18 protein-coding genes and 1 pseudogene are annotated in these 23,840 nt (G+C 68.8%); 7 read left to right on the top strand and 12 right to left on the bottom strand.

The window, feature by feature from the left end:
* Window positions 1-371: 371 nt before the first annotated feature.
* Both LGI35_RS43085 and LGI35_RS43080 read right to left on the bottom strand, forming a co-directional pair.
* Window positions 372-734: pseudogene (locus LGI35_RS43085) on the bottom strand (enolase C-terminal domain-like protein); the annotation flags it as partial.
* Window positions 735-822: 88 nt separating this feature from the next.
* Entirely contained in the window at window positions 823-1,317 is a 495-nt protein-coding gene (locus tag LGI35_RS43080; RefSeq protein ID WP_227299876.1) for a PaaI family thioesterase, read from the bottom strand.
* 93 nt (window positions 1,318-1,410) lie between these two features.
* Here LGI35_RS43080 and LGI35_RS43075 point away from each other — a divergent pair, with 93 nt between their 5' ends.
* Entirely contained in the window at window positions 1,411-1,881 is a 471-nt protein-coding gene (locus tag LGI35_RS43075) for a winged helix-turn-helix transcriptional regulator (protein WP_227299875.1), read from the top strand.
* Between the two features lie 193 nt (window positions 1,882-2,074).
* Here the strand turns inward: LGI35_RS43075 and LGI35_RS43070 are convergent, their stop codons facing one another.
* Complete coding sequence (locus tag LGI35_RS43070) at window positions 2,075-2,671, bottom strand: TetR/AcrR family transcriptional regulator (RefSeq protein WP_227299874.1); 597 nt, start codon at window positions 2,669-2,671, stop codon at window positions 2,075-2,077.
* 77 nt (window positions 2,672-2,748) lie between these two features.
* Here LGI35_RS43070 and LGI35_RS43065 point away from each other — a divergent pair, with 77 nt between their 5' ends.
* On the top strand, window positions 2,749-3,798 hold the full coding sequence (locus LGI35_RS43065; RefSeq protein WP_227299873.1) for a zinc-binding dehydrogenase: 1,050 nt from the start codon (window positions 2,749-2,751) through the stop codon (window positions 3,796-3,798).
* A 689-nt stretch (window positions 3,799-4,487) separates the two neighbouring features.
* On the opposite strand, the gene LGI35_RS43060 is transcribed toward LGI35_RS43065, so the two are convergent.
* Window positions 4,488-4,814 carry a plasmid stabilization protein gene (locus tag LGI35_RS43060; protein WP_227299872.1) on the bottom strand — a complete coding sequence of 109 codons (327 nt, stop codon included), beginning with the start codon at window positions 4,812-4,814 and terminating at the stop codon, window positions 4,488-4,490.
* A gap of 245 nt (window positions 4,815-5,059) precedes the next feature.
* On the opposite strand from LGI35_RS43060, the gene LGI35_RS43055 reads away from it, so the two are divergent.
* Complete coding sequence (locus tag LGI35_RS43055) at window positions 5,060-5,338, top strand: hypothetical protein (protein ID WP_227299871.1); 279 nt, start codon at window positions 5,060-5,062, stop codon at window positions 5,336-5,338.
* Between the two features lie 191 nt (window positions 5,339-5,529).
* On the opposite strand, the gene LGI35_RS43050 is transcribed toward LGI35_RS43055, so the two are convergent.
* A complete protein-coding gene (locus LGI35_RS43050) occupies window positions 5,530-7,110 on the bottom strand; it encodes an FAD-binding oxidoreductase (protein ID WP_227299870.1) in 1,581 nt (526 codons plus the stop codon).
* 127 nt (window positions 7,111-7,237) lie between these two features.
* Here LGI35_RS43050 and LGI35_RS43045 point away from each other — a divergent pair, with 127 nt between their 5' ends.
* A complete protein-coding gene (locus tag LGI35_RS43045) occupies window positions 7,238-7,882 on the top strand; it encodes a TetR/AcrR family transcriptional regulator (RefSeq protein WP_227299869.1) in 645 nt (214 codons plus the stop codon).
* A 159-nt stretch (window positions 7,883-8,041) separates the two neighbouring features.
* Here LGI35_RS43045 and LGI35_RS46435 read toward each other — a convergent pair whose 3' ends face one another.
* Complete coding sequence (locus LGI35_RS46435; RefSeq protein ID WP_341483483.1) at window positions 8,042-8,341, bottom strand: hypothetical protein; 300 nt, start codon at window positions 8,339-8,341, stop codon at window positions 8,042-8,044.
* 118 nt (window positions 8,342-8,459) lie between these two features.
* Entirely contained in the window at window positions 8,460-9,185 is a 726-nt protein-coding gene (locus LGI35_RS43035) for a class I SAM-dependent methyltransferase (protein WP_227299868.1), read from the bottom strand.
* 1,880 nt (window positions 9,186-11,065) lie between these two features.
* On the opposite strand from LGI35_RS43035, the gene LGI35_RS43030 reads away from it, so the two are divergent.
* Complete coding sequence (locus LGI35_RS43030) at window positions 11,066-11,767, top strand: 2-phosphosulfolactate phosphatase (protein WP_227300754.1); 702 nt, start codon at window positions 11,066-11,068, stop codon at window positions 11,765-11,767.
* A gap of 347 nt (window positions 11,768-12,114) precedes the next feature.
* On the opposite strand, the gene LGI35_RS46245 is transcribed toward LGI35_RS43030, so the two are convergent.
* Window positions 12,115-13,782, bottom strand: a complete 1,668-nt coding sequence (locus LGI35_RS46245; protein WP_264484709.1) for a calcium-binding protein — start codon at window positions 13,780-13,782, stop codon at window positions 12,115-12,117.
* Window positions 13,783-13,972: 190 nt separating this feature from the next.
* On the opposite strand from LGI35_RS46245, the gene LGI35_RS46720 reads away from it, so the two are divergent.
* Together LGI35_RS46720 and LGI35_RS43005 are read left to right on the top strand one after the other, a co-directional pair.
* Window positions 13,973-14,362 carry a methyltransferase domain-containing protein gene (locus LGI35_RS46720; protein WP_423835783.1) on the top strand — a complete coding sequence of 130 codons (390 nt, stop codon included), beginning with the start codon at window positions 13,973-13,975 and terminating at the stop codon, window positions 14,360-14,362.
* 59 nt (window positions 14,363-14,421) lie between these two features.
* Entirely contained in the window at window positions 14,422-15,624 is a 1,203-nt protein-coding gene (locus LGI35_RS43005) for a bifunctional class I SAM-dependent methyltransferase/NUDIX hydrolase (protein ID WP_227299866.1), read from the top strand.
* A gap of 141 nt (window positions 15,625-15,765) precedes the next feature.
* Here the strand turns inward: LGI35_RS43005 and LGI35_RS43000 are convergent, their stop codons facing one another.
* The 4 genes from LGI35_RS43000 to LGI35_RS42980 form a co-directional block, all read right to left on the bottom strand.
* Complete coding sequence (locus LGI35_RS43000) at window positions 15,766-17,376, bottom strand: alpha/beta fold hydrolase (RefSeq protein WP_227299865.1); 1,611 nt, start codon at window positions 17,374-17,376, stop codon at window positions 15,766-15,768.
* Between the two features lie 12 nt (window positions 17,377-17,388).
* Complete coding sequence (locus LGI35_RS42995; RefSeq protein ID WP_227299864.1) at window positions 17,389-18,936, bottom strand: alpha/beta fold hydrolase; 1,548 nt, start codon at window positions 18,934-18,936, stop codon at window positions 17,389-17,391.
* 331 nt (window positions 18,937-19,267) lie between these two features.
* Entirely contained in the window at window positions 19,268-21,940 is a 2,673-nt protein-coding gene (locus LGI35_RS42990) for a SpoIIE family protein phosphatase (RefSeq protein ID WP_227299863.1), read from the bottom strand.
* Between the two features lie 780 nt (window positions 21,941-22,720).
* Window positions 22,721-23,014: a hypothetical protein gene (locus tag LGI35_RS42980; protein ID WP_227299862.1), complete on the bottom strand. Its 294-nt coding sequence runs from the start codon at window positions 23,012-23,014 to the stop codon at window positions 22,721-22,723.
* Between the last annotated feature and the right edge of the window lie 826 nt (window positions 23,015-23,840).

The raw sequence follows: 23,840 nt of genomic DNA, 5'->3' as shown, positions 1-23,840 counted from the left end.
CTCTACGACTCCGGCTCATGACCGAGCTGTTGTGGCCCCTGGCTGCATTCTTCGCGCGAGCGACCAGGGCAAGGATGCAGAGATCCTGCTCTTGCGTCACCAGACCTGATGCCCGAGCGGCAACCGAGCGGGCAGCAGGCGCGATTCCATCCGGGCGACGGCGCCCTCCTCGCCACACTGCGCCAGGGCCTTTCGCACGCTCACCCCGCCACTCTCTGCCCGCGCCGATCGAAGACACCGACCGGATCTCCAATTTGGACATACGACGGCAAGCGCGACTTGGCGATAGCCTCCACGCCTACCAACGGTCGACCTGACCAGCATGGATGAGGTATGCGGCAAGCACACCGATGTGAGCCGGCCAGCATGGCTCACCAATCGTGGACGATTCCGTCCTGCAGGCGGTTGACGGGCAGACAGGCCGCCTCGTAGGGGTGAGCAGCGGCCAGTTCCTCGTCCAGTTCCACGCCGATGCCGGGGGCCTCGCCCGGGTGCAGGTGTCCGTCGGTGAAGGTGTAGGCGTGCCGGAACACCTCGTTGGTGAGTGCGGTGTGGCCCGAGTACTCCTGGATACCGAAGTTGTGGACCGCCAGGTCGAGGTGGACGGCCGCTGCCATGCCGACCGGTGAGATGCCCTCCGGGCCGTGGATGGCCTGCGCAAGCTCTTCGACTTCGTACTGGGTGCATCCGGACAACGCCCGTCGCGCAGGCCGCAACCCGCCGAAGGCCGAGACCATCACCACCCAGCTGCCATGCCACGGCTATGTCTGGCAGGGCGACGGCGCCGGCCGATGTATCAGGTATCACGCCCAGGTGGGCGACTCACGTGGTCGACAGCGGGAACAGCATGCAGGTGCTGGTCGCATGGGCGAGCACTCTGTCCGTCGCGTCCACCAACTGGGCTTGCGCGAGGGCAGTTTGGCGGCCACTGCTGACCACCGTACCGATGGCGCGGACGGTGCCGGTGTCCACCGTGATGCGCCGCAGGAACTTCACGGTCAGGTCGAGCGAGGTGTACGCCATGCCCGGCGGCAACGTCGACTGGACAGCGCAGCCGGCTGCCGAGTCGAGCAGAGTGGCGAAGACCCCGCCGTGCACACTGCCGATCGGGTTGTAGTGCTCCTCCCCCGGCACGAGCGAGAACACCACGCGCCCCTTCTCCACCTCGTCGAGCTCGAAGCCCACGGTTGCCCCCACGGGCGCCCCGGGCAGCCTGCCGGCCTGGAGCTCGCGCAGAAAGTCGAGGCCGGAGGACTGCCCCACTGCCGCTGCCGTGACGGCGGGGTCCTCCCACTCGTACGTGCGTGTTCGTCCCACAGCCCCGCTCCTCCCGATCTGACTTCGCCTGGCGAAGCTAGCCCGGTCTTCATCTGGCTGTCAATTACGCAGTCAGGGTCCTACGATGGCGGGATGGAGTGGCTTGAGACGAGCACGGAGAACTGCCCGGTCCAGCTGACGCTCGACCTTGTCGGCGAGAAGTGGACGTTGCTCATCCTGCGCGACGCGAGCAACGGAGTCCGCCGCTTCGACGAGTTCCGCCGCCACATCGGCATGTCGGAAGCCGTCCTCAGCGATCGGCTCCGGAAGCTGACCGAGGCCGGCATCCTGAGGACGGTGCCGTATCAGGAGCCCGGCAGCCGCTCCCGCAACGAGTACCGGCTGACCCGCAAGGGCTGGGACCTGTGGCCCGTCCTGGTGGCGCTGAAGCAGTGGGGCGAGACGTACACCGGGGACAACGCGGAAGGGCCGGTCCTCGACCTGCGGCACGGCACATGCGGAGCCCCTGTGCGGGTGACGGTCGAGTGCGAACAGGGGCACACCGCCTTGTCCCCCTCCGACGTCACCGCCAGTCCCGGCCCGGGAGCGCGGCCACGGTCATGACGCGTCCGCGCCGACCGCCGCATTCTTCACACTTGCCACGCTTGCCACGAAGAGAGGGCGCACAGTGCCCTCCCCGGTCGCCCTCCGGCCCGTCACAGCCAGTGCGCGAAGGCGAGGACCTCCCCGGACAGCGGAGGACCTTCGGCGGCTCGGCCCCGTACGAGTGCCCCGACCAGCGCGGGCTCTGGATTCCCTACGTTTCGCTCGGCGCCCCTTGGTGCTGCAGCGGCGTGCCCGCTCGGACCAGGGCCCGGGCCAGGTCGGCGCTGCCCGAAAGGGTGTCGAGCGGGAGCGGCTGCGTGGCGAGAGCACCCTCATGCAGGACGAGGAGCTGGGCTGCGATGGTGGCGGGGCTCGAGCAGCCTGCCGCGGTGGCGAGCTCCTTGAACAGGTTCAGCAACCAGAGCTTCTGGTTCTCGGCGACGCGGTGCGCGGGATGCGATGGGTCGGGCAGTTCCGCCAGCGCATTGATGAAGGCGCATCCGCGGGTGTTGGCCTCGCTCCACGTCTGTAGTGCGTCGAAGGGTGCCGTGACTGCCTCGACAGGACCGTCGCAGGCGGCAACGGTCGCACGGACCAGTGACCGCCAGCGCTGGTCACGTTCCGCGAGGTAGGTCGCCACCAGGTGGTCTTTCGACCCGAACTGGTTGTACAGCGTCCGCTTGGTTACGCCTGAGTGCTCGGCGATCAGATCCACGCCGACCGATGTGATACCGCGGTTGTAGAACAGCTCCTCGGCAGCCGCCACGATGCGGCGACCCGCCGGCGTCATGGGCTGCGCTTCCCGCATCGGGCACCCCTTCACTGATCGGTGTAGCGTGGTGGCTAGAGTTCACAGATCAGTGTACCCGCGAGGAGGTTCAGGCGATGGGTGTGCCCGAGACCATGCGTGCGGTGCGGATCGCAGAGCACGGAGGGCCGGAGGTTCTTGAGCTGACGGAGGTGGCCGTGCCCACCCCGCAGGCGGGAGAGGTACTGGTCCGGGTCCGCGCGGTAGCGCTGAACAACACCGACCTGTGGACCCGGGAGGGCGCCTACGGCCGCCCGGGAGACCCAGGTGCGCTGTCGGGCTGGCGGGGCCCGATCGACTTTCCGCGCATCCAGGGCGCCGACGTGGCCGGCCGAGTCGTGGCAGTTGGCGCCGCCGTGGACGAGAGTCTTGTCGGTCGCCGAGTGGTCGTCGACCCGGCGATCTACGACAGTGACGGGCCGGATGCGAATCCGGTGGGCCTCATGGGAAGCGAGCGCGACGGCGGTTACGCCGAGTACGTGACAGCGTCGGCCGAGCGCACACATGACGTGACGGAATCTCCGCTCACGGACGATCAACTCGCGGCGTTGCCGACCGCCTACGGCACTGCGCTGGGCATGATCGAGCGAGCCCGCCTACAACCGGGGGAGACCGCGCTGGTCTCGGGAGCGTCCGGCGGTGTCGGCCTTGCGCTGCTCCAGATCGCCCGTGCGCGCGGTGCGAGGGTAATCGCCATCAGCAGCGGATCCAAGGTCGATTCGGTGCGCGAGGCAGGTGCGCACGAAGTGATCGACCGCGCACGTGACGTCGCCGACGAGATCCGCGCGACCGCCCCGGAGGGCATCGACGTCGCACTCGACGTCGTAGCCGGAGACCTGGTGAGCGAGGGACTGCCGCTGCTGCGCGAAGGTGGACGGTGGGTCATCGCCGGTGCACTTGGCGGGTACGAGGTCACCTTTGATGTGCGCCGCCTCTACCTGCACAACGCGCAGGTGATCGGCTCCACGATGCATACACCCACGCACTTCGACCTCCTCATGGACCTGGCCCGCAAGGCCCAGATCCAACCCGTTGTCGCCGCGACGTTCCCACTGGACCAGGCCGCTGAGGCGCAGGAACTCCTCGCTCGAAGGCGCCACGTGGGAAAGATCGTCATGCACCCCTAGGTGTGCACCTGACGCATGCCATCGTGAAGTACGAGAGGTAAGTCGCTACGCGGTGCGCTGCCGCAGGTTCGGCCGGCGATCGGCCGAATTGGCGAGCGTCCAGCGCACGGCGCCGGCTGTCGACGCTCACCACACATGGGACGCATCTTCGTCGGCGTCGAGCGCGGCGGCGATCTCACGGTACGAAAGCTTGCTCTCGTTGCGCGGAGGCCGGCCAGGACGCGGCCGCCGACCCCGCATGCCGCTCGGTGCACACCGGCCATGAACTGTGCGTGTGGCGCCGTGCCTCACGTACCGGAGCAGTTGGTTCAGCGCCTCGGCCCGCATACCGCCCATGACGGCGACTCGTCTGTGATGCGTGGGTGAAGCTCCCCCCCACGCCGACACGCCAAGTGACGATCTGCACCATTTGCGGTAGCGGGCCAGACGCCTCGATTACGGCGCACCCACACAGAGGGAGGCCGCATCAAACGCGTCCCACATCCATGCTGCTTCCCGATCTCCCAGCTCTCGGCGGGGAATTCAGGCTGCGACGAGCAGTCGGCCAGCCACGACGCCCCGACACCACGCCGTTCAGCTCTGGCACCGACGCACCAGGCCAGAACAACGTCGCCAGGTAGACGTGCCCGGCGCCACGCTCCGCCCCTGGATGGGCAAGATGCCTGACGCCGGCAAGCCCTTCGGCCGCGTCAGTGGCCGAGGGCCTTTCGCAGTTGATGCTTGTTCATCGATGAACGGCCCTCGATGTTCTTCTTCTTGGCCTCGTCGTACAGCTGGTCCTTGGTCGGCCCCTGTGAGCCGGAGTGAGAACGTTCGCCGCCACGCTGTGACGCGGATTTCGGGTCCCGAGTGGACGTCCTGCTGGACGACTTGGCTTCGCCGGCGCGGGCGCGCTCTTTGTTGACTGTCCGGGAAGCGATTTCTTTTGCACGCTTCTCCGAGACGCCGCGCTCCTGCGCGCCTTCCTTGATGTGCTCGTACTGCCGCTCACGCTTTGCATTCGATCCTGCAGGCATGCCTGCCTCCTCTTCAAAGGGCCGCTCTTGTCTTGCCGGTCAAGCGAGACATTTGCGCGAGTCCCGCGTCGCGCACTCCATCCACGCATGAGGCGCGTGCGCTCGCTACCTCAATCTCCCCGGGCGCGGACCGGCTTTGCCCGGTCGCATTCAGCAAGGCCTTGAGTGGGGGCGGACGCAGCACCTGCATGTCCCCTGGCCCTTTCCTCCGCCGGCTTCCGCCGCACAAGGACGCCCGATTTAGCATGAAGCACGCAAGCCACTGCCGACCTGTACTCGGGACGGCGGGGGCGGCGCCGCCCCCGGTCACACCCGCACCCCACTGGACGGGGGGCGGGGTCACCGTGGGCCTTCTCTCCTCAGTCCTGGCGCTCACCCTCGCCTGGACGGCGGTGCACCGTCCCGCGACGGACGAACCGCCGCGCTGGGCCGCGCCCCTCCACCGTCTCCAGTCGGGCCACCTCGGCGACTACGTCACGTTCACCCCGGCGGGCATGACTCTCGTGACCGTGCTCCTCTGTTGATTCCGTTCTCCCTTAGTACGTCGTTTCCTTCAATACGTCGCTTCCTTGGTGTCGGAGAAGTGGTCATACGGCCGCAAGGGGATGTGGGCGTCGGCTGCTCGCGGCCCGCGAGTGCCTGGCTGCCATAATGTTCGTCGCCATCTCCGGCTGCCCCTGGCAGAAGTTGCCGCCGGTGCGCGGGCAGACCTGGCCTACTGTCGCTTCACCACGTCAGCATCGCCACCTGGGCGCAGGGGGTCGATCACGACACCGGGGTTGAGGATTCCGGTCGGGTCGAGCGTAGCCTTGCCGGCTTGAAGGGCCGAGGCGAACAGGGCGGGGCGCTGCTGGTCGTACCACGGCCGATGGTCGCGGCCCACGGCGTGGTGGTGTGTGATCGTGGATCCGGTGTCGATCAGTGCCTGGGAGACCGCTGCCTTGATCTCGTCCCACTGCTCCCCCGTCTTGCCCCACGCTCCGCTGGCGTAGATCCCGAAGTACGGTGCCGGGCCGTCCGGGTAGACGTGGGTGAACCGGCAGGTCACCACACCCGTCGCCCCGACCTGCCGCATGGCCTCCTGGGCAGCCTCGTTGACCGTCGCACGAAGAGCATCGAACCGGTCCCACGTGCACGCGGTCTCGAACGTCTCCACAATCATGCCCCTGGCCGCGAGCGCGTCCCGCTGATAGGGCATCCGGATGAACGATGAGCGCCAGGTGTCCGCGACTCCGCTACGTGCGCTCTGGTCGGCGGTATCGGTGTACCGGGGCGGCTCGGCCAGGGTGCCACCGTGGTCACGGCACAGCTCCAAGGCACGTTCCATCCAAGCGGTGACGGGGTGATCTGCGGATTCGAAGCCGAGCACCAGGACTGCTGTCGGGGAGCCTGCGTTGATGAACGCCTCCACGGGATCCAGCAGACGGCAGTTGGACGGGTGCAGCCCGGACTGGGACAGGGCCCGCACGGCGTGCACACCCGCGTCGTAGTCCGCGAACCCGACCGACGCCCCGGCCCGCCACCGGGGTTGGTCCTGGAGCCGCACCCAGGCTTCGGTGATGACGCCGAGCGCCCCCTCGGAGCCGAGGAAGAGCCGGTCGGGAGAGGGCCCTGCCCCAGAACCAGGCAGCCGGCGGGACTCGACGACACCGGCAGGGGTAACTACCCGCAGTGACTCGGTGAGATCGTCGATGTGGGTGAGCAGCGTCGCGAAGTGACCGCCCGCTCGGGTAGCCAGCCAGCCGCCGAGGGTGGAGAACTCAAAGGACTGCGGGAAGAACCGGAGGGTGTATCCCTCCGGCTTCAACTGCTCCTCCAGACGCGGCCCGTACACCCCGGCCTGAACGCGTGCGGCCCGGCTGGTGTGGTCTACCTCCAAAACCCGGTCCATCGCAGTGAGATCCAGGCTGACCACCCCGGAGTAGTCCCCCTCCACCCGCGGCTCGACACCGCCGACCACGGACGAACCGCCCCCGAAGGGGATGACCGCTACGTCGGCGTCACTGCACCAGTCCAGCACCTGGACGACCTCCGCCTCCGAGGTCGGACGCACGACAAGGTCGGGCACGTGCGGCAACCGTCCCAGCAACGCACGCACCACATCCCGGAACGCCTGCCCATGGCTGTGCGCCAGGCGGTCACGCACATCCGCAGAAACAATGGACGCCAGAGCCGGCGGCGCCTTCACCTTGCTCGCGCCCACTTCGAACGACTCGACCGGCGGGGCCGGATGATGGGTCAGGTCGGCACCCGGCAGTAGTTCCGAGACTTTCCGGGTCAGCTCATCAGATTCCATGCCAACCACGGCGTCCTCGACATTTCCCCATCCCCACCACGAACGCGTCTTCTGCCCCACCACACGCCACCACCGATCTGAACGATGAGTAAGTTACCGCTCGGTCAGCGTGGCATAAGGTGTGGTCATGAGCAAGCAGGACAGGGGCGCCCGCCCCGTGGGAACCAAGGGCATGCCGCGCATGGAGCGAGAACGCCTGATCCTGGATGCGGCGGCGCAGGAGTTCGCAGCCAAGGGGTACGCACGTGGGGCGACGGCCGTCGTGGCGAGCCGAGCGGGGATCACCAAGCCTCTGATCTACGAGTACTTCGGCTCCAGGGACGGCCTGTACATGGCCTGCCTGGACCGCGCGGGTTCGCGCCTCGTCGCCGCGGTCGAATCGTCACAGCGGGGGCCGGCGGACAGCGGGCGGGCCGAACGCACTCTGGTGGCCATCTTCCGGGCGCTGGAATCGCGCTTGGAGGACTGGGAACTCGTTTACGACTCGACGCTGACCGCGGACAGCGATCTCTACCCCGCTGCCAGTGCCTACCGGCGCGACCTCAACCGCATGGGAGCGGTCGGCGTAGCCGAGTTTCTCGCCGGCTCCCTGGCCGATGATCCGCTCGATATCGACCTCGTCACGCACTTCTGGTACGGGATCGTGAGCTCGTCGGTCGCCTGGTGGCGCCACCATCCCGAGCAGACCGCCCACGAGATGGCCCTTCGGTTCCAGCGAATCTTCTCAGCCCTCCACCCACGACAGTTGCAACAGCCCGACCGTCCTGCGTGACTGCAGGCGGTCCGCCAGGCGCCGCTCGCGTCTCCGACCAAACCGCACGTGGCCGCGTGGAGGCAAGTTTGTCACCGCCGGCCAGACAGCGATGTGGCCGAGCGCGCCCGGACCGGCTGGCCTCGTCCGGGCCCGGCGGGCTGCCCAGGGCTCGGCCTGTCACAGATCGAAGTGCGGGTTCAGCACGCCAGGGACCTGGGAGAGCCGGTCGGAGCGTTCCTCGCCTTCGCCGCCCTCCCACAGACGTCGTTCGACTTGGACGGCGTGGGCCTGTACATGCTCACCGGCGACATCGCCTACGAAGCCCGGGCCTCGCTCCTCATCGGTGCCCTGCTCGTCTTCGTCGCGTTCCAACTGGCAAGCCAGTCGCACGATCAGCTGATCGGCGAGGCCGCCGACCCTGTACTGCGCAGCGAGATCCACGAGTTCCTCGACGAGCAAGGGGGATACCGTCAGCACGCTGCTGACCATGCGCCTGGGTACCCGCTCCACACATCGCACGAGACATGACCATCAATGAGGAAGATCAACTTTCGCAACAGGTCCGAGTGCGCCAGCGCTGACCCACACATCTCCGTCAGTGTGCAGGGCGGCGAGCGGCCAGGAGATCGGCGCTGGGGGCCTGCACGACGTGCAGGCCCTGTGCCTCGAGTTCTGCGCCGATCTCCGAAGTGCTGGCCGGCCACAGCTCGAACGTCTCCTGCTGCTGGCGCAATACCCGTCCGTCTCGTTCGACGTGATAGGTGAAGACCATCCGCACGATCCCCGCGTCGGGTTCTCGGGTGATGTCGGCGCCGTACATGTCCGGGCCTACGCGGACCGGCCCGAGCCGTCCCACCTTCTCGCGACCGGTAGGCAGTTCGGTGGGCGGTGGGTCGAAGAGCAATAGCCCGCCAGGCAGGAGCGCGCGGCTGACGGCCTGCCAGGTGGCACGTCGGGTGGCGGGGTCGAGGCAGGCGATGATGTTGGAGGCGATGGCCAGGTCTGCGACCTCCTCGATTCCCGCTCTCTCGATGGGCTCGGGGTGAAGAGTGACGCGGGCACGCTGGTCAGCGCCCAGGCCGGCCAGGCGGGACAGCAGGGCCGCGCGCATCGGAGCCGCCGGCTCGACGGCGTGGATCGGCGCGGCGGAGGCGGTCAGCAGGGTCTCGGTGACGATCCCGGTACCCGCACCGATATCGAGGATCCCGTGCCGGGCGTGGCTGGCCGCCTCGGCGAAGCGTCGTTTTGCCGAGCGGCGGTCGGTTTCGGCCTGGAGCAGATCGTAGAACTCGACAGAGACCGTGTAGTCGGCGCCGAACATCTCACTCACGGCAGTGCGGCCCAACGAAGTCGGGCGCGTAGCGGGCAGGGTCCGCGTACGCACGGTCGTTGAAACAGGCGAGGGGTCCGGCGACACCGACGCGGCCTTCCAGGCGCCGGCCGCGCGCAGGGTCCGATCGCCGCGTCCGCGGGACGGGACCACGACAAACCGCACCTTGGCCCGGGCCGCAGCCTGCACGCCCTGTGGGCCTGTCGGCGGCGGCCACCGCTTGGGCCGGCCCCACGACCGCCTTGACCGTGGAGCAGCGCCTCCTCAGCGTCCGCGGCCGCCCGGACGCACCGCCGGGGGCCCGCATGTGGGGCCAGAGCCGGGCGAACAACCCCTGGTTCACCGTTCTGACCGTGGCCGCCCCGCCACGGCCCTCACCTGTGCAGAGCGGGTGGTCCAGCAGCTGGTCACCACACGTTCCGCTCACCTTGTGGATGCGCGCCATCGCCCAGCTGCGGCCACACTGGGCGAGCGTCTCGGTCCAGGTGATCGGGTGCCAGCGGCTGATGACGAGCAGAGGCTCATCGGCATGGAACAGCGTCATAGCGGCATCAGCTGCCTCCCTCGCTCGAACCATGTCTGCCTGTTCTCGACCCTACGATCAGCCCACCCCCACGGCACGGTCCCCACGGCCGTTTGCCAGCGCTGATCAGGGAAACCCGCACCGTATGACACATCACGCAGGCCTGCCGCACGGTGGTGGTCACCGGCACCAGGAGTGAGATCGGGAGCGCGTGCGCTGCTGCGTTCGGCGCCCGGGGCGACCGGCTCGCGCTGATCGCCCATGGCTGGGGCGGCCTGGAGAGAGCAGTGCGCGAGGCCGAGCGAGCCGGCGCCGCGAGAGTGATCGTCATTGAAACTCGAACACAGCCTCGGCCCGTAGGAGCCATGATCATGGGAACTGTGCCTGTACCAACCGACCCCGACGTCACCCCCGTGCCGCCGGCCGAACCCCCACCACGCCCAAAGCCCCCAGACCCCGGCGAACCGCCCGATGGACCGAAACCGGTCGAACCGCCAAGCCCGCCGGATCCGCCCACACCACCCGGCTCACCCGTGCCACCACCTGAGCCGCCCGCGCCCCCCGGCCCGGATGAGCCTGACCCCACGGAGCCGGAGCCTGGTCGGCCTCGCCCAACGGAGCCGCCGGACTGATGGCCCCTGCGAGTGACGTCGTGGGGCACCAGCCGGCCGACCGTCCGGCACGTCCACCGAGGATGCGCACCCTCACACGGCAACCGGTCCACAGAGTCATGCCCTTCTGGAAGGTTTCCCTTCGGTTCGGTGAGGATCGGCGGTGGCACTCAGATGATGCTGACCTGGGTGCCCTGCAGGCCTCTGGATCCAAAAAGACGGTCACTATTGACAGGTGGGTCTCTCACATCTCGGAGACCTGCATGACTGAACGCGACCTCAAAACACCCGCCGCGTAGAGGCTGGCTGTGCTGCGCAGTGTGGACGACCTGAGCGGCTGTGTGACCGCCTCCTGCCACTACTCAGGCACCATGTGGTGGGCGCGTGATCTGGCGCTCCCTCGCGAGGTCGCGGTCAAGCAGGTCAGCCTTCTCGCTCCGGAGCTCGCCCCAGGACACGGTGGCTTGCCGGGTACTGCACGAACGCGTACCGCATGAGGCCCGTGCGCTGGCCAGAATCGGCGATCCACATGTGGTGACGCTCCATCACCTCGACGAGAGTGAGGGGTTCTTCCGGACCATTAGCGGTCGCGGAGTCGCCTGGCGATTGAGCAGGCGTGCCGTCGCGCACTGCTTCACGACGCAGGCAGTCAGACATGTGTGTTGCAGTCTGAGACCGTCGAGAGATTCGCATCACTGTCCGAATACTTTTGGTCGGGCATGGCCGATCATGACCGGATGAACCCTCGTTTCATTGGCATAGCCGAGCTGGTCGAAACCCCGTCAGTGGCCGTCGTAGTCGACGTCATGCGTGCCTTTACAGTGGCCGCCTGGGCCTTTGGGCAGGGGGCCGAAAGGATTGTCCTTGCCGAGTCACTGGACGAAGCACTGGCACTCAAGGCTCGCCACCCGGAGTGGGTGGCCATCAAAGACGGTCCGCCCGCGCCCGGGTTCGACACGGTCAACTCGCCTGGCTTGCTGCGGTCCATTGACCTCGGCGGACGGACCGTCGTACAGAAGACCACGGCGGGGACGGTCGGCGCCCTTGCGGTCAAGGAGGCGTCGCTGGTGCTGTGTGCCAGCTTCGTGGTGGCGGAGGCAACGGCTCGCGTCTTGCGGACAGGCGAGCGTGACGATGTCACGTTCGTGGTCACTGGCGAGGATGGACAGGCCGATGAAGATCTGGCGTGCGCTCAATACATCGCTCGCAGGGCCACCGAGGCCGGGACGGATGCAGTTGGGTTCCTCCGCCGTGCCGGCGAGTCACGCGCCGCAGCTGAGCTGACGGAGGGTGTACGTCAAGGGGTCCATCCTGATGACGTCGCGCTCTGCCTTGAGCTCGACCGGTTCCCCTTTGCCATGGTGGCGAGCTTGCAAGACTCGCTCATGGTCCTCCGTCCGCGCGCCGTGCCTTCGCTGACCGACGAGGCACCGATCTGATCGCTGGCGAGGTCCAACTCCCGCCACCTGAGAGCAAGCATCCGTGGAAGGCGTCCATCGGCGCTGCCGCACACTGCGAGCCGTGCAGCAAGTCGGCCTGCACCCGCATGACCCACATGGTGACCGCGATGGCTGCCGCAACGAGTCCGCCAACGGGACCCGGACGAACTGGTCAGCCGACCACCGGCAGTTGTCGGCGGTCGGCTGCGGTCGGCTGCGGTCGAGTGTGTTGTTGCACTTCGTTGCTGTGTGGCAGTCGGCTCCGGATCCTCACAGATGCCGGTCGGCCGCACGCTGTGAACTGCCGTCACCTGGATGGGTGTCAGCAGTGGTCTCACACTGCATTGTCAGATGGTGCAGCCCGGTCCGGAGAGGGGGCGGACGCAGACGTTGCGGCCGGGGCCGCCGTTGTTGGTGTCGGTGCCGGATCCGCCGTCCTGGACGTCGTTGCCGTTGCCGCCGAAGAGAGCATCGTTGCCGTTGCCGCCGGTGAGGATATCGGCGCCGTCCTGGCCTTCGATGCGGTCGTTGCCGTCGCCGCCGATGACGCGGTCGTTGTCGGCACCGCCGCACAGGATGTCGTTGCCGCCGCGGCCGTCGATGTAGTCGCTGCCGCCGAGGCCGAAGATGACGTCGTCACCAGGGGTGCCGATGAGTACGTTGGCGCCGTTGGTGCCGGTGATGGTCGGGGTGGCGGTGGCACAGGTGGGGGCCTGGACGGTGATGGTGAACTGCCGTACGGCCGCCGGGACATCCGGGTCGGAGTCGGTGGCTGTGACGCTGAAGGTGAAGGTGCCGGTCGTGGTCGGGGTGCCGGTGACGGCGCCCGTGGTGGTGTTGAGGGTGAGGCCGGGAAGCAGAGCTCCGCTGGTGACGGCGAAGGTGGGGTTGCCGGTGCCGCCAGCGGTCTGCAGGGTGGTGGAGTAGGAGCTGTTCTGCGTCGCGCCGGGCAGTGGGCTGGTCGTGGTGAAGGCCAGGTCCGGGACTTCGTAGCTGATCGTCACCTGACCGTTCGTGTCGAATGTGCCCACGGGCGAGAGGCTGAAGGCGGTGCCGGTGCCTGTCGGGGTGGCGAAGCTGCTTCCGCCGCCCCCGCTGCCCCCGGTGGCGAAGTTGACGACGGCGGCCGCAGAGCCGCCCCCGCCTCCGCCGTAGTAGCCGCCTCCGCCGCCCCCGCCACCGCTGATGGCACCGCTGCAGCCGGTGGAACTGCTGCCCCCGGCACCTCCGCTGCCGACGGTCGTGCCGGAGAAGCTTCCTCCCCCGGTGCCGGCGGTCGCCACGCACGGCGGAACGGACCCGGGCGCACCGCCGGCGCCTCCTGTTCCGGTGGTGGTGCTGCCTCCGCCACCACCCTGCCCCTCGTTGGTGTTGGGGCCGTTGTTGCGACCGTTGGCTCCGACGGCGCCGTCAGGGGTTCCGCCATTGCCTCCGTCGCCGGTCACGGGCACGATCCCGGGGCGGCCCTGGGCTCCGCCGCCTCCGCCTGCCACCACCAGGAGGCTGCCGCCTGCCGCGATGCTGGAAGCCCCGCCGCCGCCTGCGGAGTTGGTATTGGCGCTGCCACCGTTGCCGCCGCCGTTGTAGCCTCCGGCGCCGGAGCCACCGCCGCATCCCTTGGCTCCGGCTCCGCCCACGTTGACTGTCAGGGTCGTCGGAGTCGCGGAGGCCGCAAGGGTGGTGACGACCCGTGCCCCCGTACCGCCGACCGCGTTGACGCCGAAGCCACATGTGAAAGCGCGGGAGCTGCCGCCGCCGGCGGCGTCCGCGGTGATCGTCGCCGTCGTGTTCGCCGGAAGGGTGAAGCTCTCCGGGACTCCACTGAAGGAGAACGTGTGCGTCAGGCTGACCGCACGAGGCGCCTTCGCCGCAGGCGCAGCTCCAGCCGTGGCCGCGGCCATCGGGACCAGCGCGAGCCCGGACAACGCCATGCACAGGACCATCGGGGTGCCCGAGTCCCACCACCGCCTCCCGCTGCCGACGACTGCCCGCCGCGCCTCCTGCCGTGCGGTCACGGGAAACTGCTGCGCCTGTCTTCTACTCACCGATGTCTCCGATTCCGTGTCCCGGGTACGCGTGTGACCGGCGGCAGGCCAGACGCCTCGCGCCGGACAGCAACACACGCAGGCGCACTATATGTAGTGAATAGTTCGAGAAACGATTAAGAGGCACAAATGTCGCAATAGGCGGCTTTCGTGAACCTCCCTGAACTCTGCGGCCGTCGGGCGGATAGTCGCTGCAGGCATTCAGGACCGGAAACCGTGCCACGTAGCGGCACAGCTTCCCGCACGGAACGGCCAGAATCCTCGGGCTTCAGCTCAAGGAGCATCTCAAAATGCCGCTCTGATCGCCGAAGTCGTAGGCCCAGGGAACGTCACCCCCGTCGACATCGACGCCGCCGTCACCGACCGCGCCACCCGCTTCCTCAGCGCCACCGGACATGACCGCGTCCGTGTCATCACCGCTGACGCAGAGCGCCGGCCGGCCGATGTTGTACCCGACAGTGGATTCGATGCCGTGATCGTCACCGTCGACACCTGGCATCTGCCCCGACTTCACATGATCGCTGAGGGCCGATGCCCCACCACCACGTGACCGGCCCGTCATTCTGGAGGCAGTTGGCACCAACCCGCCCATCGATCAAGGGAGTTAACATGACCGCTGAAGACGTCAACGCCGATGCCTGGACCGTCTACGGACGGCGTCAACTCGACCGTGCGTTCATGCCGCCCGTGCCGCAACAGCTGAACTGGACGCCCTGGGACCGGGTCGGTCCCGGTGTCGAGGTTCTCGGCGACATCTCCGGACGGCGCGTCCTGGACATCGGCTCAGGGGCCGGCCACCACGCCGTACACCTGGCACAGACCCACGGCGCGCGCGTGACCGGGATCGAGCTGTCGCCCACCCAGCACCAGCGCGCCATCAGTACCCACTCCGAGGTTCCCCACGTCGAGTTCGTGCAGGGCGACGTCGTCGACCACCTCAGGGCCGTCGAACCCTACGACGCCGCCTACGCCATCGGTTCCCTGGCCTTCGCCGATCCGCACCGCACCCTGCCCGCGCTGCGCGCAGGGCTGAACCCCGGGGCGCCGTTGGTCCTCTCGCTCCTGCACACCGACCTGCACGACCGGAGCCCGTCCACCACGGTCGCGCCCCGGGAACAGATGATCCGGCTGAGGGACGACCCGCCGCTGGCCACCCAGATGTGGGTCCTGGCACCACAGTTGTGGGAGGACCTGCTCACCGAGTACGGCTTCCGCGTCGAAGCCATCGACCTCCTGCGGCATCCCGACGAGAGCGTCCCCGTCGTACAGCAGCTCATCCGAGCCCGGCGACTCCCGAACCGGCCCGCACGCATCACCAGTCGGCCCCGCGGCACCCGGGCGCCCGCTGCTCACGCGGCCGTCGGTGTCGGCGCGATCATCGTCAGCGATCAGGGCCTGCTCCTGGGCCGTCACCGCCGCGGCACCCTCGAACTGCCCGGCGGCACCGTCGAAGCCGGAGAATCCTTCGAAGAGACGGTGATCCGCGAACTCGCCGAAGAAACCGGCCTGTCCGCCCGGCCGGACGACGTCACGCTCCTGGGCACGCTGGTCGACCACGTCGAGGACGTCGTACGCGTCACGGTCGGCGCCGTCGTCAGCGCGTGGCAGGGCCGGCCGGCAACGCAACCGGACGAGAGCGTCGGCGACTGGGCGTGGTACCCCCTGGACCAATTGCCCGACGGCCTGTTCGTATGCAGCGCCCAGATCCTCACCGCCTGGCGCCTCGACCTCCCCATCGACCACACCTCCGCGCACTTCACGCCCTACGCCCCCACGCCACACTCGGTCTGCTCGGCGCCGCCAGAGAGGTAGGAGTGTCAGCACCGCGATCCGCGAGCGGCAGCCCATGCCGATCAGGATGGCGCCGACCGTACGGCCGAGGTCGCCTGGCTCACCCCAGCCACGCCCGTGCACGGCGTTCGGGGGTCGGTGTTCGGTGGAGTCGTCGGCGACTCAGTGACCGATCTGGAACTTGGGCGGTTCGAGGCTCTTCAGGCACGCGGTCTTCGGTGCGGCCGGGGTGTTGAAGAAGGAGACGGCGATCTCCTGGGCGCACTTCGAGGTGGCGAACACCACGTGCGGCTCGTACGGGACCGTGACGACCTTGGCCTTGGTCAACGTGCTGGCGACGTACGGGCCGTTGTCCGCGCCTGTCTGGGAGTCGAAGCTGCCGGACAGGGCGAGGGTGGGGATGTCGCCGCGGGTCTTGTCCCGGATCGAGGGTGGTGCGGCGGGGACGTTCCAGACGTCGCAGTCCGGGCGGAGGAAGGTGAGTTGCGGAGCTTGGGCCTGGACCGAGCGGGGGAAGGACGGGAACGCTTCCTTTCCGGCTCGCAGCGCCTCTTCCTCGCTCTCGTACGGCGTCCACGCGCTGCAGAAGACGCCGTAGACGAGTCCGTGCGCAACCCTGCCGATGGCCTGGGGGCTGAGCTTGCCTCCGGCCCACTGCTGGGCGATCCGCTGGGGCTTGCCGTGCGCCAGCTCGTCGAGGGCGATGGGTACTTGGGGCGCGACGTGGGTGGCGGAGGTCATCCAGTTCACCAGGGCGCCGCCGTCCAGTACGACCTTCACCGGCTTGTCGCTGCCGGGGAGCTTGACCGTGGTGGTGACCGGCTTGGCTTCGAGGTCGCGGACGAGCCTGTCGAAGGTGGCCGACAGGTTCGGGTAGCGCTTGTTGCACGCGGGCTGGTCCGCGCAGGCCTTGAACAGACCGTCGAAGCCCTGCCGGGCGCTGCTCCAGGTGAGGGCCGACCCGCCTTTGGACGGCGGCAGTATGCCGTCGAGGCCCACCGAGCGGAGCCCGTGGGGGTGCAGGCGCATGTAGACGAGTGCCAGGTGAGTGCCGTAGGAGATGGCGTACAGGTTCCACTGCTTGATGGCGAGCGCGGTGCGCAGGTCGTCGTAGTCGGCGGCGCTCTCGGTGTCGTTGTAGGCACTGAGGTCGATGCCAGGGGCCGCCAGTTTGTCGTGGCAGGCTTTCGTGGCCTCGACGTGGAGGCGTTCGGTGGACGGCGCGTCGTAGACGAGGCCGACCGCTTGCGCGTTGAAGCGGTCGATGTTGGGGCACAGGAGGTTCGGCTCGGCCGAGTACGTACCGCGTTGGGACATGAGGATCACGTCTCGGTCGCGGTTGAGGCCGCCGTCGATCGCCATCTGTGCCTCCCCGACCGCGTCGTCCCCAGGTCCGCCCGCGAGCCACACGATGGGGTCGGGTTTCGGTGTGGCGGACTTGGCGGGCACGATCGCGACACCGAGTTTGATGGTTTTACCGTTCGGCTTGGCGCGGTTCTCGGGCACGGTGAGGGATCCGCAGCGGGCCTCTTTGAGCGCCTCGATCGGTTCCGGCGTCTTGGGGCAGGGGCCTGGTTCGTAGCGGGCGTCGCCCACTGTGCGGGCGGCCGTGCCGATGGGCGCCTCGGGGCCGGTGCTGGCGCCCGTGCGGGACTGTGTCTGAGCGGGCGCTGCGAGCAGGCCGGTGACGAGGAGACCGGTTGCTGTGCCGACCGACGTGGCCCGGAGTCGTCGTACGGTGTGCCGACGACGGGGCGCGTGGCGGAGAGTCATCTGCCCTCCCAGTCATTTCGGGGTGATCGTGAACGGTTCGGGCTCGAGATCGTCCACGCACGAGGTGTCGGGGGCGGTCGGGCGAGCGAGGAACGACGCCAGCACGCGCTGCGCGCAAGGTGATTGCGGGACAACCCAGTGGCCGATTCCGGGGACCCGTATGGCGGTCGAGCGGGACAGGTTGTGGGCTACGCCCTTCGCCCAACTCGCCCCGGTCTTCACGTCGAACGTGCCGGAGACGAGGAGTGCGGGCACTGAGCTGACCGTGGCCACCCGCTGTGTCTTCGCGCGGTCCGGAACATTCCAGATTCCGCACACCGGGTACTGGAAGGGCAGCTGTGGCACCTGGGCGAGGACCGTGTCCGGCCACCCGGGGAAGGCCTTGCGCCCCGCTTTCAGCACGTCGGATTCCGAGTAACCGGGAGCCCACTCGCTGCACGCTATCGAGTTCGTCAGGCCGTGCGCGAAGGCGCCGACGTTCTGGACGGAACCGGCCGCGCGGGCCTGCGCGAAGCGCTTCGGGTTTCCGCGGCTGAGTTCGTCGAGCGCCGCCGGCATGTCCTTGGGCCGGGGGGTGAAGGCGACGATCAGGTTCAGCAGCGCGCCTCCGTCGAGGACGACCTTGACGGGCTTTCCTCCGCTCGGCGGGGTGACGTTCAACGTCTGGGGGTGGGCCTCCAGCTTGCGCACCTGCTCCGTCAGCATGCGGGGGAGGTCGGGGTACCGGGTCTTGCAGGCGGGCTGCGCCGCGCACGCCTGGAAGATGTTGTGGATTCCCTCGGCGGCGCTGCCCCATCCCCACGGCAGGGTCGCAACCTGGGGAGGTGTGACCGAGTCGATCGCCACCGCGCGGACTCCCTCGGGGTGCAGGCGCAGGTAGGTGAGGGCCAGGTTGCTGCCGTAGGAGTAGCCGTAGACGTTCCACTTGGGGATGTCCAGCGCCTTGCGCAGGTCGGCGAAGTCGGCGGCGTTCTCGGTGGTGTTGTAGGCGCTCAGGTCGACGCCGGCGGCGGTCAGGCGGCCCCGGCAGTCCTTCACCGCCTTCAGCATGAGTCGTTCCGCCCGCTGCGAGTCATAGCCCAGGCCCACAGCCTGTTCGTTGAACCGGTCGACCTCAGGGCAGGCGAGGTTCGGCTGGTCGTAGAGGTTGCCGCGCTGGGCCATGACGATCAGGTCTCGGTGCTTGTTCAGGCCGGAGTCCATGAGGAAGGGAATGTCGTCGAACGTGTCGGCACCGGGGCCGCCCGCCATGAACACCACCGGGTCCGCGGAGGGCTTCTCCGCAGCCGCGGGAATGACCGCCACGGCCAGCTTGACGGTCCGGCCGCCGGGGCGGGATCGGTTCTCGGGGACCTCCAGGAAACCGCAACGTGCCTTGCTCAGCGCTTCGATGGGCTCGGGCGGCTTCGGACAGGCGCCGGGCACGAATCTGGGGGCTGCCGGGCTGGGCCCCGCGGCCTGGGCAGCTGCTGACGAGGCGCTGATCGGTGTGGTGACGAATGCTGCCAGGCAGGCCAGAGCGGCCGCGGCAGTCACCGCGTGGATGCTGCGCTTTGGCATGTGATCCCGTTCCTCTGCCGACATCGGCGGCCACGAAACGGGACCAGGCCGCAACGGTTTGGGCGGAACGCGCGTTTTCGACGGTACCGGGTGGCGCGTTCGGGTGCACGCGGAGCGGTCACAACCTGTAACCCCCGGCTCGTCCGGCACGATGGGACGCGCACCGCATCACACGTGGTCATCACCGGCGTCCGCACCGGCCTCCGCCCGGACGTCACCCAGCCCACCCCGCCACCCTGAGCACGCTCAAGCACGCCCGCCCTGAGCCCCGTCGCCGTTGCCGTCGGGCACCTCTCCCCCATGGAGCGGCCGGGCCGAACCCCTCGGAGACCTACGGAAGGGCATGTTCGGCCCAGATCACCTTGCCCTGGGACGTGTACCGGGTGCCCCAGCGCTCGGCGATCTGCGACACCAGGAACAGGCCGCGGCCACCCTCGTCCATCGTCGCGGCATACCGCAGGTGCGGGGAGGTGCTGCTGCCGTCGGCGACCTCGACGATGAGCGTCCGGTCGCGGATCAGCCGTACGTGGATCGGCTCGGAGCCGTAACGGATCGCGTTGGTGATCAGCTCGCTCAGCACGAGTTCCACACTGAAGGCCAGCTCGGACAGGCCCCACTCGTCGAGCTTGCCGGCCACCGTGTCGCGCATCCCCGCGACGGCGGCCGGGTCGAGCGGCACGTCCCAGTCGGCGATCCGGTCGCGCGGCAGCCCCCGCATGCGGGCGATCAGCAGGGCGACGTCGTCGGTGGGACGCCCGGGCAGCAACTCGTCGAGCACGGCCTGGCAGCTCTCGTCGGGCGACCTGTCGGGGTGGCCCGACAGCGCTTGGCGCAGCAGCTCCATGCCCACGTCCAGATCGCGCTTGCGGTCCTCGATGAGGCCATCGGTGTACAGGACGAGCTGAGCGCCGTCCGGAAGGTCCAGCTCGGCGGTCTGGAAGGGCAGCCCGCCCAGACCGAGGGGTGGCCCGGTCGGCAGATCCATGAAGGTGACGCTGCCGTCGGGGAGGATCAGAGCCGGCGCCAGGTGCCCGGCACGCGCCACGACACAGCGGCGCGTCACCGGGTCGTAGATCGCGTACAGACAGGTCGCACCCACGATGCCCGTGGCGCTCTCCGCATCCGACTCGTCCTGGTCGATGCCGCCGACGAGGTCGTCCACGTGGCTCAGCACCTCGTCGGGCGGCAGATCGAGCGAGGCGAAGTTGTGCACCGCGGTCCGCAGCCGGCCCATGGTGGCGGCGGCGTGCAGGCCGTGGCCGACCACGTCGCCGACGGTCAGCGCGACCCGGCTGCCCGACAGCGGAATCACGTCGAACCAGTCGCCGCTCACGCCCGACTGTGCGGGGAGATAGCGAAAGCCCACCTCGAGGGCGCTCTGTTCGGGCAGGGCTCGCGGCAGCAGGCTGCGCTGCAGGGTCACCGCGAGGGCGTGCTCGCGGGTGTAGCGGCGGGCGTTGTCGATGCTGACCGCTGCTCGGGCCACCAGTTCCTCGGCGAGCGAGAGATCCTCCTCGTCGAAGGGCCCGTGCTGCTGGGAGCGCCAGAAGTTGGCCATGCCCAGCACGACACCGCGGGCCTTGATCGGGGCGGCGATGAGGGTGTGAATGCCGTAGTCCATGATCTTCTTGGTGCGCTCCGGGTCCTGCGCGTGCCAGCCCGTGGCAGTCGACAGATCGGTCACCAGCTCGGCGTGGCCGCTCCCGTAGCCGCGGGCCTGGGGGGTGGATGGCAGGAAGTCGATCAGGCTGCCCGCCTCGTAGAGCGGGTGGTCGTCCCGGATGCCGTACACGGCCGTACGTCGTATGTCCGTCGCGGTGGGGGCCGGCTCCTGACCGTGCAGTACGGCGTCGGCCAGGTCCACGGTGACGAAGTCGGCGAAACGGGGGACGGCGACCTGCGCCAGCTCGTCGGCGGTGCGCAGGACGTCCAGGGTGGTGCCGATGCCAAGTCCGGCGTCGTACAGCAGCTTGAGCCGCTCCCGCGCGATCTCCGCCCTGCCGGTCACCGCCCGCAGCTCGGTGGAGTCGCGCAGCGTCACCACCGTCCCCATGGGGCCGCCGCCGCTCTCCGTGTGCCGCTGGTTGACCGCCAGCAGCCGGTCTCCGGCGAAGTGCACCTCGTCGGTGACCTCGCGCCCGGAGACGAGCAGCGCCGCCGTCTCGGGGTCGAGGCTCGACAGCTCCGACACGAGCCGCCCCTCGACATCGGGAGGCAGGTCCAGCAGCCGTCTGGCCTCGTCGTTCGCCAGCAGCAGCCGCCCGTCACCACCGACGATCAGCACCCCTTCGCGCACGGAGTGCAGCACCGTGTCGTGGTGGTCGTACATGCGGCTCATCTCGTCCGGGGCCAGGCTGTGGGTCTGTCGGCGCAGCCGCCGGCCCACCAGTGCCGTGCCCGCGGTGGCCACCACGAGTGCCCCGGCACCGGCGCCCAGGATGATCGGCAGTTGCCGGGCCACCTGACTGGACACGTTCTTGACCCTCAGTCCCGCGGAGACAAGCCCGATGACCTTGGCGTCGTCGTTCTTGATGGGGACGGTGGACTGGACCTCTCGGCCGAGTGGGCCCCTCACACTCTCCGTGTACACCTTCCCGGCGAGCGACGGCCCGATGGTGCCCACGAACTTTTTTCCGATGAGGTTCGGCAGGGGATGGGTGTAGCGGATGCCCTTGGTGTCCAGCACCACGATGAAGTCGACGCCCGCTGCCTTGCGCGCAGCTTCCGTCAGCGGCTGGAGGATCTTGCTCGGGTCGGGGCTCTCCAGTGCGGCCACGACGCCGGGAGAGTGCGCGAACGTCTGCGCAACGGCGACGGAGCGGCGCTTGGCCTCCGCGAAGGTGTCCCGGTCCGACTGGAGGACCAGGGCGAGGACGCCGCCGGCCACGAGCAGCACGACCAGCGCCACCTGGAGGACGAACACCTGCCCGGCTACGCTTCGCGGGCTTCTGCTGACCAGGGACCTGAACGAAAGGCTTCTCAAGTCGGCGAATCGATTCGCCATGTGACCTTTCTAGCACTGGCCATCCAGAGCGGCCACAGGCCGCACCTCCCAGGGCACCGGATCGCGGGACACGCGCGGCGGGGACGGACCCGGCCTCCCTCGGGCGCGGGGGCCGATCACACACGCGACGCTCCCCGCCGGGCCGAAGCGGCCAACCGGGCGGCGAGCGCCTCGACGAGGGCCCTCAGCTCTTCCAGTCCCTCGATGGCCAACGGCCGTTCGGGCGTCGCGAACACGGCGGGGCAGCCAGTCGAGGCGCTCCACCCGCGGCGAAGGGCGGACCCAGCGCTCGGGGCGTCCCCCACGCGTGTGAGAAGGGCAGCCCCGCCACGGCCGCGACGCCGGCGGGGAGCCGCGAGCGGATGCGCTCGGTCATCCCCGGAACAGGTCCCCCTCCGGGCCCGCGGCTCTGTGGGAGACCTGCGTGATCGGCGCGGCGAAAGGTGCGGCGGCCGCCCTCGCGGCGGTACGAAGCCGTCGCGAGACCCGACAGGACGCGCCACGCCCAGGCGAGATCGGCAGGCGGTCCGAACGAGCCGTGCAGGGTCTGAGCGTCGGTGATGCGGGTCCGGCCGGAACGTCCAGTCCCAGTCCTCGCCGATCGCGCGAAAGCGCCCATGAACGTCATGCCGCGCGGCTCGTTCCGCGGCCGGCGCGCACAAAACCACCCCGGATCCGCCGGAGCCTCAGCGGGAACCATTGCTGTGGCGGGCAGCGTGGACCCGCATCGGCCTCACCGCGCAGCAGGCGGTCCTGGTCGAAGGGCTCCACACCGGCCGATCACGGCACGGCGGTGTCGTGGAGCCTGGGGATCGTGGCGCCGCTGCCCTCCTTGATTCGTTCGATCACCGCTTGGTGCAGATTCCGGCTGTGCCGCTCTGTACGGCAGGGCACCGGACTGCCCGTGACGGTGAACCATTCCAAGGTGCCGGTGTACTGGACCGACACATCGGCCTCTTGACCGTCCCAGGTGGTGTGGACGGTCACGTTGCCCGTGACGACTCCCACCTCGTCGGTAGGAACGCCGCCCCGGCCGGTGTAAATCCCGGGGGTGGTCCATGATGCCCAGGCCATGACGTCAGCCTCCTCGCCTGAGTGCCGTGCGCGGCTCACAACTGGGCCGCCCTCCGCTGTGCTGCGGACTCCCGGAGTCCGCCCCCTCGGAGTGGGCCACGAAGACAATCGCGATTGCCGTACTCACGATCCGGCCCACCTCCCGGCGTGCTCGTTCGTCCATTGTGTTCCGCCCCTGTTGCGCATAGACAGAGGCATTCGTGCAGGTTATGGGCCTGCCCTCGCGGGCACCCCGCGACGGGAGAGGCCCCACGGATGCGCGCGCTTGAAGCCCTGCAGTCGCCGCACGCCATTGATCCCAAGACCCCAGAGGCATCGGAGAACATGCCCGAGGTAGAGCTCGAAGTCTGACTGTCGAACATCAAGATGCGGCTCGCCAACATCGCCGCCGACAAACTCGCCGCGTTCAGGCTGGAGTGTGCAGGGGTCTGACGGTGCGGCGCTAGCAGACCGTAGGTCCAGTTAACCACCGGCGGTGGAGTTGCGTCCGTTCGGCGGTGAGCTGATCGATGAGCTTCAGGTCTCCCGAACATGCAAGCCGACTGAGGCGGTGTGAGACATCACGGTGGAGACGCAGGGCAGGGCCGTCGTCGGCTGCGGCGAGGGCATCGACCACGAGGGCCGCGGGGTCCGTGTCGATGTCCACCTTGACGAGCAGTTCGACCTTGTCTTTGTGGGCGAGGCGGCCCAGCCAGCGCGGGCTGGGCCCGCCTCGCCCGTCGGGATGCTTGCCGGATCGTGCACACAGGGTTCGTGGAGCAGCATGGAAGAGAAGACCTCAACCGGCTCGCGTCCTGAGCGGGCTTGCGCTGAGGAGGGAGCTCTC

Source organism: Streptomyces longhuiensis, from assembly GCF_020616555.1.
GTDB lineage: Bacteria > Actinomycetota > Actinomycetes > Streptomycetales > Streptomycetaceae > Streptomyces > Streptomyces longhuiensis.
The sequence above is the reverse complement of the archived record's forward strand: the minus strand, read 5'-3'. Positions and strand labels throughout refer to the sequence as shown.